This window comes from Paenibacillus sp. YSY-4.3, assembly GCF_054767475.1.
Genome location: NZ_BAABMC010000001.1, coordinates 139,477 through 152,143 on the forward strand (window position 1 = coordinate 139,477; position 12,667 = coordinate 152,143).

The 12,667-nt window shown below is 50.2% G+C and carries 9 protein-coding genes; 5 read left to right on the forward strand and 4 right to left on the reverse strand.

Annotated elements, in window-relative coordinates:
• The first annotated feature begins 226 nt into the window (after window positions 1-226).
• Window positions 227-2,770 (forward strand): beta-mannosidase, encoded by a 2,544-nt coding sequence (locus tag ACYUJT_RS00580; protein WP_460317975.1) that lies wholly within the window; start codon window positions 227-229, stop codon window positions 2,768-2,770.
• 717 nt (window positions 2,771-3,487) lie between these two features.
• Here the strand turns inward: ACYUJT_RS00580 and ACYUJT_RS00585 are convergent.
• Both ACYUJT_RS00585 and ACYUJT_RS00590 read right to left on the reverse strand, forming a co-directional pair.
• Entirely contained in the window at window positions 3,488-4,147 is a 660-nt protein-coding gene (locus ACYUJT_RS00585) for a L,D-transpeptidase family protein (protein WP_460319713.1), read from the reverse strand.
• 208 nt (window positions 4,148-4,355) lie between these two features.
• Entirely contained in the window at window positions 4,356-8,540 is a 4,185-nt protein-coding gene (locus tag ACYUJT_RS00590) for a S8 family serine peptidase (protein ID WP_460317977.1), read from the reverse strand.
• A gap of 404 nt (window positions 8,541-8,944) precedes the next feature.
• On the opposite strand from ACYUJT_RS00590, the gene ACYUJT_RS00595 reads away from it, so the two are divergent.
• From ACYUJT_RS00595 to ACYUJT_RS00610, 4 genes are all read left to right on the forward strand, one after another.
• Window positions 8,945-9,391, forward strand: a complete 447-nt coding sequence (locus ACYUJT_RS00595) for a DUF2569 domain-containing protein (protein ID WP_460317979.1) — start codon at window positions 8,945-8,947, stop codon at window positions 9,389-9,391.
• A 28-nt stretch (window positions 9,392-9,419) separates the two neighbouring features.
• Window positions 9,420-9,821: a suppressor of fused domain protein gene (locus tag ACYUJT_RS00600; RefSeq protein ID WP_460317980.1), complete on the forward strand. Its 402-nt coding sequence runs from the start codon at window positions 9,420-9,422 to the stop codon at window positions 9,819-9,821.
• 100 nt (window positions 9,822-9,921) lie between these two features.
• Window positions 9,922-10,386, forward strand: a complete 465-nt coding sequence (locus ACYUJT_RS00605) for a hypothetical protein (protein WP_460317981.1) — start codon at window positions 9,922-9,924, stop codon at window positions 10,384-10,386.
• Between the two features lie 56 nt (window positions 10,387-10,442).
• Window positions 10,443-10,781, forward strand: a complete 339-nt coding sequence (locus tag ACYUJT_RS00610; RefSeq protein ID WP_460317983.1) for a n-acetylglutamate synthase — start codon at window positions 10,443-10,445, stop codon at window positions 10,779-10,781.
• 39 nt (window positions 10,782-10,820) lie between these two features.
• Here ACYUJT_RS00610 and ACYUJT_RS00615 read toward each other — a convergent pair whose 3' ends face one another.
• Window positions 10,821-11,495, reverse strand: coding sequence for an ABC transporter ATP-binding protein (locus ACYUJT_RS00615; protein ID WP_460317984.1), 675 nt, complete (start codon window positions 11,493-11,495; stop codon window positions 10,821-10,823).
• Window positions 11,495-12,607 carry an ABC transporter permease gene (locus tag ACYUJT_RS00620; RefSeq protein ID WP_460317985.1) on the reverse strand — a complete coding sequence of 371 codons (1,113 nt, stop codon included), beginning with the start codon at window positions 12,605-12,607 and terminating at the stop codon, window positions 11,495-11,497. Before ACYUJT_RS00620 ends, ACYUJT_RS00615 begins: the two co-directional genes overlap by 1 nt.
• Window positions 12,608-12,667 lie beyond the last annotated feature (60 nt).

The window sequence follows — 12,667 nt, forward strand, 5'->3', positions numbered from 1 at the left end:
GGTAGCGCTTACAGATCAATTGTATAGTTTTGTCATTTCACTTTAAATGTACTAGGTTGCTATTTATTGTCTTTAATTAACCTGTTGCCGGGTTGGAGAAGGGAGGGGTATTAATGAGAATTTTGTTTTCTAAAATAAATAACAAAACAATAACAAATTTCATTGATAATGTAATATAATAAATTATAATTCAAGAAAATTCTACTATGTCATTGATGGAGGGCTTATGAGCATTCAACAGCAGATATTAAATCAGTGGAGTTTTAAAGCATGTGATGAGACGGATTGGCTTTCCGCAGCAGTTCCAGGGACGGTTCATACCGATTTGTTGCGTCATGGCTTGATTCCGGATCCGTTCTACGGGACGAACGAGCATGATTTGCAGTGGATCGACAAGAAGGATTGGGAATATAAATCCAGCTTTGAGCTGCCTGACGGCTGGGCGGAAATGACTCGGATCCAGCTCGTTTTTGAAGGGCTTGATACATATGCGGATGTCTATGTGAACGGGCAGCATGCGTTGTCTGCCGATAATATGTTCCGAGCTTGGCATGTGGATGTGAAGGACCTTCTGCGTACGGGAAGCAATGACATCCTTGTTCGATTCCGTTCGCCGATTAAGGAGGATTTGCCGAAGCTCGCGGAGTTGGGATATGACCTTCCGGCGACAAATGATCAATCCGAATTGGGCGGGCTTGAGGAGCGCAAGGTCAGTATTTTTGCCCGCAAAGCGCCTTATCATTATGGCTGGGATTGGGGGCCGCGCTTCGTAACCAGCGGTATTTGGCGGGAAGTTCGTCTGGAGGGCTGGTCGGTTCCAACAATCGGTGATTTGTACATTCGCCAGGACGAGGTAAACATTGAGGAAGCCAAGCTAACGGCCGTTGTAGAGGTAGAGGCTGTATCGGATTGGAATGGCCGGTTACGCATCGGCACGGAGGACATGAACTGGGAACAGGAAGTGACGCTAAGGCCTGGTCTACAGACATTAACGCTGGATACGAATATTACAGACCCGAAGTTATGGTGGTGCCGCGGGCTCGGCGAGCCTTCGATGTATTCTTTTCATGCGGCATTGCTGCAGGGCGAGGAGAACGTATCGGATCGAACCGTAAGGACAGGACTCCGCAGTATTGAGCTTGTCCGTGAGAAAGATGAGGCGGGGGCGTCATTTTACTTCAAGCTGAACGGTGTACGGGTATTCATGAAAGGCGCCAATCACATTCCGAATGACAGCTTTACGACAGAGGTAACGCGGGAGCGTTATCGCCACGAAATCGCCTCAGCGGTAGAGAGCAATATGAACATGCTGCGTGTGTGGGGCGGGGGCATTTACGAAGAAGATGCCTTCTATGAGTTATGCGATGAGTATGGGCTGCTGGTGTGGCAGGACTTCATGTTTGCCTGCAGCATGTACCCTGGGGACGAAGCGTTCCTGAACAACGTGGCTGCCGAAGCGGAATACAATGTGAGACGACTGCGGAATCACCCTTCCATCGCTTTATGGTGCGGCAATAACGAGATCGACTCGGCTTGGGCGCACTATGCCTGGAGCACGGGCTGGGGCTGGAAGGAGAAGATGGACAGCGCAGAGCTTCGGGACAAAATTTGGGCCGATTACGAGGCCGTGTTCCATCGCATCCTGCCCGAGGCCGTTCGTAAATGGGCGCCAGGCACTGATTATTGGCCGTCATCCCCGCTGCGCAGTCTGACAGGGGACGAGAATCAGCATGCAGCCCAGGTAACAGGTGAAGGAGATGTTCATTATTGGGGCGTATGGCATGCAGTAGAGCCGTTTGACAACTACAACCAAAAGATTGGCCGCTTCATGAGCGAATACGGTTTTCAATCTTTTCCCGAGCTGAAAACGGTACTGGAATACGCTGCGGAGGATCAACTGGAGCTCGAGTCCAAGGTGATGCTGGCCCACCAGAAGAACGGAAGAGGCAATCAGCTTATCAAGGAATACATGAGCCAATATTTGCCGGAGCCACGGGATTTTAAATCGTTCCTGTACATGAGCCAATTATTGCAGGCCCAGGCGATTCAGACGGCGATCGAGGCACACCGCCGGAATAAGCCTTACTGCATGGGTACGCTGTATTGGCAGATGAACGACTGCTGGCCAGTTGCTTCCTGGGCGGGAATGGACTACTACGGACGCTGGAAGGCATTGCAGTATACGGTACGCCGCAGCTTCCAGGATGTCATGCTATCGATCGATGATACCCAGAAAGGCGAAGTGGCCATTTATCTGGTTTCAGATCGGCAGGAACCTATCGTGGGTGTGCTCAAGCTGAGTTTATTTGATTTCAGCGGTCAACTGCTGCGCGAAATGAGCCATGAGGTGGCTGTCGGGGCCGATGCCGCAGATATCGTGCACCGGGTTCAAACTGGCGAGTGGCTCGGCGACCATGATCTGAAACGTGTAGTAATGCTGGCTGAGTTACACGCGGATGGTGTGGTGCTGGATAGCAAGCCATATTACTTCGAGTTATTCCGCGATATCGAATGGCCGGACGCGGCAGTTACGGTTGAGGAAGTTCCGGGAAGCGGGGGCATGTCCTTCACGTTGAAGACGGATGCACTTGCAAGGCAAGTATGGCTGTCGGCTGAGGAAGAGGGGATATTTACCGATAACTTCTTCGATCTCATTCCGGGCGTGCCGCACACCGTCACTTTCCATCGCCGCAGCTCCAGCAATGAGGCGTTCGTTCCAGGCAAGCCGGGAACACTAACGGTTAGATCGATGAAGGATTTTATCGAGTAGATATTAGTGCAGCATAGTGGCGGCCTGCGGCAGTATATTGTGCTGGGATATGTTGTGTCAATGTGTGTTTAATGTGTTTAGTCTGGTTAGTGCCTTATGCTAATAAGTGCGTAGTGAGTGTACGTTGTAGATTGTCATTGTGCCGTGTGCCGTATGCCGTATGCCGTATGCCGTATGCCGTATGCGACCCTGTTGGACGTTGTGCCTTTTGTGACGTGAGCATGACTCTGATCGGACACAGGTTCCGCTATTTGTGACAAAATGCCATAAAACGTTGGGCTAACGGACATACGATTCTCTATCTGGAGCGAACATAGTGAAATTCCGCTAATTTTCATTAAATAAGGTAACTACGGTCCGCTAGACGTAAATCTGAGCACATTTTCGGAGAATAGCGGCTTCTGGGTCCGTTACAATTCAAGGGGGGCGAAGCATACCGATTGGAACACCAAGTCTAGCTCGCTAAACGCCAGGTACTGGCTAAGGACACATAAGGAAGGTGCTAGCGCTAAACGCTAGGCATCGAGTTAACCGTTCGCTTTCACGTTGGGTATTGCGCTGCATGAGGCGGCCAGGACTAAATAACAAACCAGCTAAAAGGCACAAAAGCCCCCCAAGCATCTAAAGCTTAGCTTTAGTCGCTTGGGAGGGCTCTTTAGTCACTTGGGGGGCTTTATTTTGATGTCTCCAAACTTAGGCGTTTTGTTACATAGCCGGTCATTCCCACAATCCGAGGGATTCATAAACCTTAAGTGAGACGACCCCGTTAGGAATGAGGCCATGATCGCGTTGATATTTTTTCAGGGCGGCGGTCGTATCGGCGCGGAATTTACCGTTGCAGACTCCGTTAAAGTATCCTGCGCTTTTCAAACGGGACTGAATCAGTTGAACTTCTCCTCCGACATCCCCCTCGGCCAAAGCTCTGGGATCGTGTCTGGCATTGCCCAGCACATGCCCGTATATCGTTACTTTGGTGCCGACCGGAATCATATCATATAGCTCCATCACGTCTCTATTTCGCATCCGCACGCAGCCATGGCTTAAGTGCTGCCCTATGGAATAAGGCTTATTCGTGCCATGGATGCCATAGGTTCCCCAAGGGACATTCAATCCCAGCCAACGTGGGCCAAAAGAGGGCCCCCAATCGGTTCCTTTGTATATTATTTTGTATTCCCCAACGGGAGTTGGTGTGGACAGGTTTCCTACCGCAACGGGATACGTTTTGAATTTCTCCCCCTGTGCCCGGACAATCAGCTTATGATACTGCGGATAAATCTCGATCGTATATAGCCCTTCGTCGGCTACGATCGGCAGCGAAGGATCTTTATGAGCATACACAGGAATGGATGGGGAGGTTCCCCAGCCGCAAATCGCCATTTCCGTAATTATAACAATGCAAACGAATAAAGCCGATCTGAGCGGCATGCCGATTCTGGCAATATTGTTTAAAGTCATCATCTCACCATGGGTTTTATTTTAGGAGTAGTTTATGCTAAAGTCCGGCTTTCATGCGGCTGTAAAGAAATAGCGTAAAAAAGGAGAGCTATTCGCTCTCCTTCAATTAATTGTGTACATGTTTTGTGCCCTATTCAACCAATCCAGCCTGGCGCAGGAATTGGCGAAGCGCGGAGGCAGCTGTCTCCCGTGTCGTAGGCGCAGTCGGGCGGAAACTCTGGCCGTTATCGTTTAGGTCGCCGTTGATGATGCCTGCCGCTGACAGCGTCTTGACGCTCTCTATGGCATAGCCAGCAATGCCGGCTTCGTCATTGTAAGCTTTTAGCGACGGATTCGCCGTCTTTAGCTCAGTGCCAGTCAACTGCAGGGCCCGAGCTAAAATAGCACTCAGCTCCTGGCGGGTGACATTGGCATTCGGCGAGAATTTGCCGTCGCCCGTTCCCCGAATCAGTCCTGCCTCGAATGCAGCTGCGACATCGTCTGCATACCACGCTGCAGCGGACACATCCGAGAATGTGGCGGAACCGCTTGCTTTCAGCCCAAGGGACCGAACGAGCAGGGAGGTGAACTCAGCGCGCGTCAGATTGTTATTCGGCGAGAAGGTGTCTGCCGACGTGCCTTCAATAATGAATTTGTTCGCTAAAGCGGTAATATCGGATGCTGCCCAGGAGTTGGCAATATCTTTGAATTCTACAGAACGCCCAACCGCAGCATATACGGAGAAGCCGGGACGGCTGACCGTTACTAGCGTAGAACCATCCGATTGTTCTTTGACTACGGAAGCTACGGGCCTGATCTTGCCGTTGGATTCGTAGAGCACGCCTGCCTGATTGGCTCCGATTTTGCCTGGAATTGTGAAGGAGCGCTTAATGAATGTGCTGCTTGGCACCTCCACAGCTTTCTTGACAGAGCCCGAAATCCAATTTGCCTCGAAGGCTGCAGGTGAGCCGATGACCGCAGCTCCTGCGGCTTTGGCGGCGAATTTGGATTTGCTCGAATCTGCTTGTGCAATGATGATTTCTAATCCAGCGTCAGCAGGTGCCCCTTTTAGCAGGGATGCTGGAATTGCAACAGCGGAGCCTTCAAAACTTACGACTATCACACTTTTTGCATTCAGTTTCTGAGACAATTGCTTGAGTTGATCGGCGCTCAACCTTACCTGGCTGCGGTGGCCGTCATGATCAGGAATAGGTATAATTATGGCCGCCGCCTCGTCGCCGATCGATTCCAGCGCGGACTTCAGAGCATCATCACGGATAACAACCGTCGCAGAACTATTCGCATCTTCGTTGATCGGAGCGATCACCACTTGCTTCTGCCTTTGCTCGATGACTGCGCTGGCTGCCGCGCTAATGTCGTCAGCTTGTGTTGCTGGGATGGCAGGCGTGCCCGGAGCCGGAGCACCACCACCACCGGAACCGCCGCCCGTTCCTCCACCGGAGCCGCCGCTAGCATTGTTTGTGCTAAGGTCTACCCGGAAGGATGTAATGGCATGATATGCAATCTCCTCACCGCCCTTTTTTGCTATTTCGCCACTTGGCGTAACTTGGGCCGCGGCAACGTATATTTTGTAAGTTCCAGCACTGAGGTAGGCTGGGGTTTCCGTTCCGCTGCCATTATCGTCGTAAGGATAATACTTGCTGCTGATGCCTGGAATAGTATACACGCCAGGTGCAAATCGCTGATTCAAATCCTCCAGCATGTCACTTGCGAAATAACCGAGAGACTCATCCTCCAAGTTTACAACATCAATGACATAATAATTCGTGTCTGTCGCAGTCAATCGGAAGGAAAGGTCTGCGGTCTGCTGGCTGCTGCGATTAGGATAGACAACCGAATTCGTAAGCTTCAATTCCTGAATTCCGAATCCGTTATCGGGCAGCTTGCTGCCTACATATACGGTGAAAGGCAAATGTAGATCAGGCACTCCGGAACCGGCCAGATTAACCTGTCCTTGATAGAAGCCAACCGCTGCATGATTTGCTACATCCAGATCAAGCTGGAGGACGGATGTTGATTTGGCAGCTGCCGTGACTGTGCTCTTATCCAGACTTATCTCCACACCTGGATGAGTGCCATGCCATTCTATAGTAGCCTGATAGTCTGCTGCTTGGTTCGAAGTATTTTTGAGTTGCAGGGTTTTCGCCGATACGCTTCCCGGAGCTATAACGCCAAAGCTTGCTGAAGAGTTATAGTTAATGACATTCTTAGGCGAATAATTGGTGTCCAGAATCGTAATTGGCTCAAGGGCCTGCAGCAAAGCCGGCGTACTCGTCGCTTTGCTTGCATTGACGCGCCCTGCGCCCTGCTGGTACACGTCGTATAAGTCGTTATTCTCATCTCTGATTACATCTGCGGTGTTGGCAAGGGCAGCCCTAATGTCGAACGGCGTCCAATCTGGATGCTGCTGCTTGAGCAGGAGCGCTAAGCCCGATACATATGGAGTAGACATGCTAGTACCGTTGTTGCGCAAATATGCCTGATCATAGGAAGCATTTGGATCGCTTTTGCCATATGCCGGATAAGTGGACAAAATACTTACGCCCGGGGCCATGACATCCGGTTTAATGCTTAAGTTAGCGTCAGCGTTTGGCCCCCAGGAGGAAAAGCTGGCCAAAGTGTCGCCTTTACTAATTAAAGGTTGATAATTTGTTCCAAAAGTAAATTGGAGTGATAAATCCGGATTCTCCATAATGGCTTTGACCAACTCGCGTCCTTCTACCCCCTTCATATCAAAGGTAGGTATAAATAGAGGATTGTCGCCGAGCGTGGTGTCGATATAATCGTCTCTATCTGCGTTAGGAGGATCTAAATCTGCGTCATCCCCGTCGTTAACGCCATTGAAAATTACGATCGCTTTGGCGCCGGATATGCCCGCATAGATCACTTTCTCAGTGAAGGTTAGCTTGCCGCGCGAAGCCAAAACGACTTTGCCGGCAACATCCTTGTTGGCATAGTCAGAGAGACCGCCAAGACCAACGTAAACTACTTCATGCGGAACGTCACCAAGAATCTGCGCCAAGTTCTCATTGCCGCTCTCCCAGCCTATGGCCCGGGGGTCGGATAGACCATAGGTAGCAACAGTCGCCGAGACGGGGTTCCCGCTGGGATCCGTTGCAGTATTGTCTACCAAAGCAGCGGCAAGATTGACTGAATACATTTTGCTGTCGCTCGTAACCGCCCCAACGGCAATCCCCAGCTGAGAGGTTGCGGGCGATCCCATGGTATAATGCCCCGGCCCGGCATTTCCGTTTGCTGAGACGACGATGATCCCAGACAAGACGGCATTATTGATTGCGATGGCATCTGGAGAGTTGACGTTCTTCTCCGTGTCCGAGCCTAGCGACAGATTAATGACATCCATACCGTCCTTCACTGCCCGTTCAATGCCGTCAATAACCTGCGCGGAAGTGCCGGACGCCGTTCCGGGTTCTACCAGATCCCGTCCAAGCACTTTGTAAGCATAGAGATCGGCTTCGTAGGCAACGCCTTTCTGGGCGATGCTGGCGGACGTATTGGCCGCTCTTCCCACGAGAATGCCCGCGACGTGGGTACCGTGAGCTGTCCCGCCGTAACCGACTTGATAAGGATCTTCGGCTGGAGTAAGCGGGATCTCTTCATAAGGATCGTTATCGTTGTAGAAAGAGTCGTACCCGCCTTTATATGCATCCTTCAAATCAGGATGAGTATAATCTACGCCTGTATCGACGACGCCGACTTTAAGGCCTTTGCCAGTCAGTCCTTTGGCCCAAGCGGCATCGGCTCCGATTTGCTTCAGCGGAGTTTCGTCATAATTGATTGCATCGGCCGCAGTGGTGGAGGCGATCGGAAGAGCGTACCAGATGCTATTTTCTTGGATCGATTTAACGCCTGGAATCTCGGCAAGGGATGGTATTTCATTGGCGGGAATCGTTATTTCGAAGCCATTTAATACTGTGTTGTATTGATAATTCACCTGCAGATCGATGCCTTGGTCCTTCGCTTCTTCCAGGAAATCCCTCTGCTCATTGCGAACTGCGGATTCCGTTGCTGCAGCAGCCAGCGAGCGTATCCCCATCCGGGCAGCATATTTGCCCACGGCGGCAGGTTGTCCTTCGAGCTGTACAATAACACGAACCTTGCTGTGAGAGCTTGTATCGATTTGCGGCGAAATGAACGTCTCTGCGGATTCGGCTGAAATTAATAAATCATCGATTATTTGCAGGGGCAGCGAATTTGCAGCCGCAGCGCTGCCTCCGCCAGGAAAAAGTCCGACCAGTAGTGCAAAAGACAGAATAACAACAAACGATTTGCGAAACCAAAAACTTTTCTTCAAATAACTCCCTCCATTTGGTTAAAATATTTGATATGAATTTCAGTTCCAGTTTGATGTCAGCTGCCAAGCATAGACAAGGCCTTATACCAATCCCCCTCGTACGATAAATGGACGAAGTTTAGTTTTTGCTAGTTTAGTAGGGAAAAAATACTAAAGAAGATTTTACCATTAGTAATAAAGAATTACCATATCTCTTTAGTAGGTTTTATATTGTAGTAAATTGTATATATTTGTAACAATATCGGATATAATGGAATAACTATACAAATGGGAGGTTTGAACTATAAATAGATAGAATGTTAGTTGCTTGTTGCACAATAATTTTTGACTGAAAAGGGCGTGTAGTAATGGTAGAAAATGAAATAAACAGACAAACGGAAGAAACCCCGCTAGGTGTATCAGGATTGGGAGGATGGCTAATACTCGTTCAAATTAGTTTGTATACTTCGATCATTACAAGAGCGGTTACTATGCTGCAATCAGTGTCGCTAACCGGGTCGGCTGGGGGGCATCCTCTGACCTCTCCGGGCTCGCCGTATTATCATCCTATGTGGAAGACAACATTCATGGTAGAGGGCATATCTGCGGCGATCATGCTCATATTTACCATCTTTATCTTAGTGAGCTTCTATCAGAAAAAAAGAATATTGCCTCGTATGATGATCACGTTTTATCTTATTAATTTCTTGCTGCTATTAATCACTGTTGTTATGGTGAATCAAATTCCTATGGCTAGGGAGGTAGGAGGAGTAAGCGGGGTTTCGACGATCATTGGCGGTGTGGTAGGATGCGCTATCTGGATTCCCTATTTTTTGAAATCAGAGCGCGTACGAAATACGTTTAGAAATTAGAAGTGAACTCAAAATACATACCTGGCAGATGACAGAAAAAGCATTCCAGGACGAGAATTACTACTGGCCGATTCGCTGCCTGAAGCAACTGGCCAGACTTCCGCATGAATACGACACTTGGCTGTTTGCCGAGCATACAATCCCGAACGGCGACCCGGCCGAGCCGTATGCGAGCAATACGAAGCTATCGGGAATGATGCTTACGGTGCCTACGAACGTAGATAATACTGAATCCTTCTTTACGCTAACTTTCTCCGAAGACAAGGCGGTGCATTTCTTCAGTCTTCTTCCTCTGTATAAAGAGGAGATGGAGCTGAAGGTGAACCGGGGGGCCGAGGCTTTATATCCTAAATTGGAGAAGGCGGGAATCAGTGAAATAGTGGATCCGACCCGCAAAAATGTCTGTAAAAAAGCGTTTTGGATTTTTTAAGCTGGCTTTCATTTGGGCTAAATCGGATTGGAACAAACACGGTAGGAGAAGGGCGTTGTGCCCTTCTTTTGCTATAAATATTGTGAAGAGGGTGTCCTGATTGGACCGTTTCCACCTTTGGGTATTAATCATTTTGATATTGCTTGCTTTTTTATTGGCTATTGGAATTCTGATCGAGAACCTGAGCGCTGGGAGTGGGCTGCCGAAGCCTCCTCAATCAAATGAACCAGTCATGGAGAACAATAAGAATGCGAATAAGAATAAGAATAAGAAATATCCGCCCTGGGCTAATGTTTTATTCGCTATTTTGCTGCTTTCCTTCTGTTTGCGTGAGTTAGCGGGATTCGGGCTGTTAATGGTAAGTGGTCCCAAGCAGGTAAGCGGAGTAGTTATAGAAATTGAAAAGTCGGGTGGGCGAAGAGGAAAGAGTTTCAGCAATAAAGTTCATATTGGCGAAATCACAGTGCATTACATTCTTCCGCATGGGATTAAGAAGGGCGAGGTTTATACCATTCAGTATACTCCGCTCACAATGAGACCCATAGGGGTGAAGAAGCTTCAGTAATCTGAGAATTAAGGCCGCAAAGACTTAAAATTAACAATAGAAGCGAGGAGAAGCCTTTGATCAACTATAACGGGAAAACATTTGCCTCCGTGCAAACGACCGAGAATGGAGAAGTCAATAGCAGCACGATATTCCGGTATTATCAAGAAGGGAACATCGTCTGGGCCGAGTATGCGGGAGGAGGAATTGTGCGGGGGCATCTGATCGCTAACGCCAATCACCAGGGGGAACTGGATATGAGATATCATCATGTAAACGACAAAGGTGAGATCATGACGGGCAAATGTTATTCCCGCCCAGTTGTCCTGCCTTCCGGCAAGCTTCAGCTTCATGAGGAATGGCAGTGGACCTGCCGCGATTTCTCCAAAGGACATTCCATCATCGAAGAACAATAAGCCAGACCGATCTCATGCTTAGATCGGCCTGGCAATTTTCTATTCGGTTAATTTTCCATCCTCGATATGGACGACACGGTCGCAAAGATCGAGCATCCGCTGGTCGTGCGTCACCATGACGGCGGCTTTGCCGTGCAGCTTCACTTCGTCCGCCAGCATCTGCACGACGTCTCGGCCGCGGTCAGAATCGAGGCTGGCGGTCGGTTCGTCGGCGAGGATGATTTCCGGGTTGTTCATCCATGCCCGGGCGATCGCTACGCGCTGGCGCTCTCCGCCGGACAGGCTGTCCGGGTAATGGTTCCGCCGATGCGCAAGTCCTAGCCGATGAAGCAGTTCCTCAGCTTTGGCTTCCGCCGCCTTGCGCGGCGTCTTGGCCAGCTTGGCAATGAGCAGCAGCTGATCCATGACCGTCAAATAAGGGATTAGATTGGACGATTGAAAGACGAAACCGATTTTGTCCAGGCGAATCCGGTTCAGTTCGGGCGGAGTCAGGTCCGTAATGTCCTCTCCGCCCAGGGCGATCTGTCCGCTCGTTGGTGAGAGCAGCGCCCCGGCGATGGACAGGAATGTGCTTTTTCCCGCTCCAGACGGACCGACAACCGCCACAAACTCTCCGGCTTTCACTTCGAGCGAGACCTCTTTCAGCACCTTGACTGAAGTATCCCCATCCCCATACACCTTGCTTATATTTTCCATTAGCAGTTTATCGCTCATTACGCAGTCCTCCCTATCGCTTCAATGGCATCGACTTTGACGACCCGGTACAAGGACAGCAAGGAGCCGACGACTGCTACTGCCAGGAACAGCACCGAGCAGAGGCCCACGAGACCCGGACTGAGGTCGAACGGCATGCTGGCCGGCAGAATGGCCGCTACCCCGTAGGTAAGCCCGATGCTGATGGCCAGGCTCGTGACGGAGAGCGTCATGACCTGGGATATGATGTTGCGGGCTAGGTAGCCGGAGCTTGCGCCGATTGCTTTCAGCACGCCGAACTGGTTCATCTTCTGAATCGTAATCACATAGAAAAATACCGCCAGCACGAATGCCGCAATCACGAACAGGAAAGCCACCATCATGAGCAGGGAGCCCTGTTCTTCCTTATATCCAGGTATGCCCTGCAGCGCCTGATCCTTCGAAATGACCTCAATCCCCGAAATCGATTCGCCGATTTGATCCGCTTTAGCGGTATCGGCTTGAAGTGCGATGGCGTTATAATTAGTGCCGTCGCTGGTGCCGCCTCTGGAGACTGCGGCCTTAAGCGAACCCCATTCCTTGAAATTCACGTGGATGACCGGGGAGTGGCTGAAGGACTGCCCTTTCGTGAATCCGACCACCTTAAACTGCTGTCCGGACATTTGCTCCTCCAAGACATCCCCGAGCACTACTCCCGCCTCTTTAAAAGAAAGATCGACGACCGCCTCATCCGGCGTATCTTCATCGATCATCCGTCCTTCGGCAAGGGCTGGCGCCAATATCCCCTCCGTTTCGATGGCGAACAGCGTGGCGTCGAGCTTCTTCGCTTCGCCCGCTTTGGTCACGGCGGTCATTTGCACGCCCAGCGGGGCGGCGGATGCCTTGTCCGTGAATTCGCGGATTTCCGCAAGCTGTGCCTCCGAAATTGTGGAGCGGGTCAAGCGGTGATCCGACTCCTTTTGCACTATTAAATAATCCGCATTCATATTCTGAATGGAAGAGGCATTATCAGAGGACAGGCCTTGGGCCAGTCCAGATACGAATAACACCAGCCATGCGATCAGCACCATAATTAACGCGATGAGTGAATACCGCATTTTGGCGTGTTTCAACTCTCGTAAAGCAAGAAACATGACAGCTTCATCTCCTAACTCCTATAGTCTGTCTATCAGGTCCTGACTAAACTATAAGAG

Excerpts from the sequence above, each read along its gene's own strand:
- ACYUJT_RS00580 (WP_460317975.1), top strand. The coding sequence starts at position 227 with ATGAGCATTCAACAGCAGATATTAAATCAGTGGAGTTTTAAAGCATGT.
- ACYUJT_RS00585 (WP_460319713.1), bottom strand. The coding sequence starts at position 4,147 with ATGGCGATTTGCGGCTGGGGAACCTCCCCATCCATTCCTGTGTATGCT.
- ACYUJT_RS00600 (WP_460317980.1), top strand. The coding sequence starts at position 9,420 with ATGACAGAAAAAGCATTCCAGGACGAGAATTACTACTGGCCGATTCGC.
- ACYUJT_RS00615 (WP_460317984.1), bottom strand. The coding sequence starts at position 11,495 with ATGAGCGATAAACTGCTAATGGAAAATATAAGCAAGGTGTATGGGGAT.
- ACYUJT_RS00620 (WP_460317985.1), bottom strand. The coding sequence starts at position 12,607 with ATGTTTCTTGCTTTACGAGAGTTGAAACACGCCAAAATGCGGTATTCA.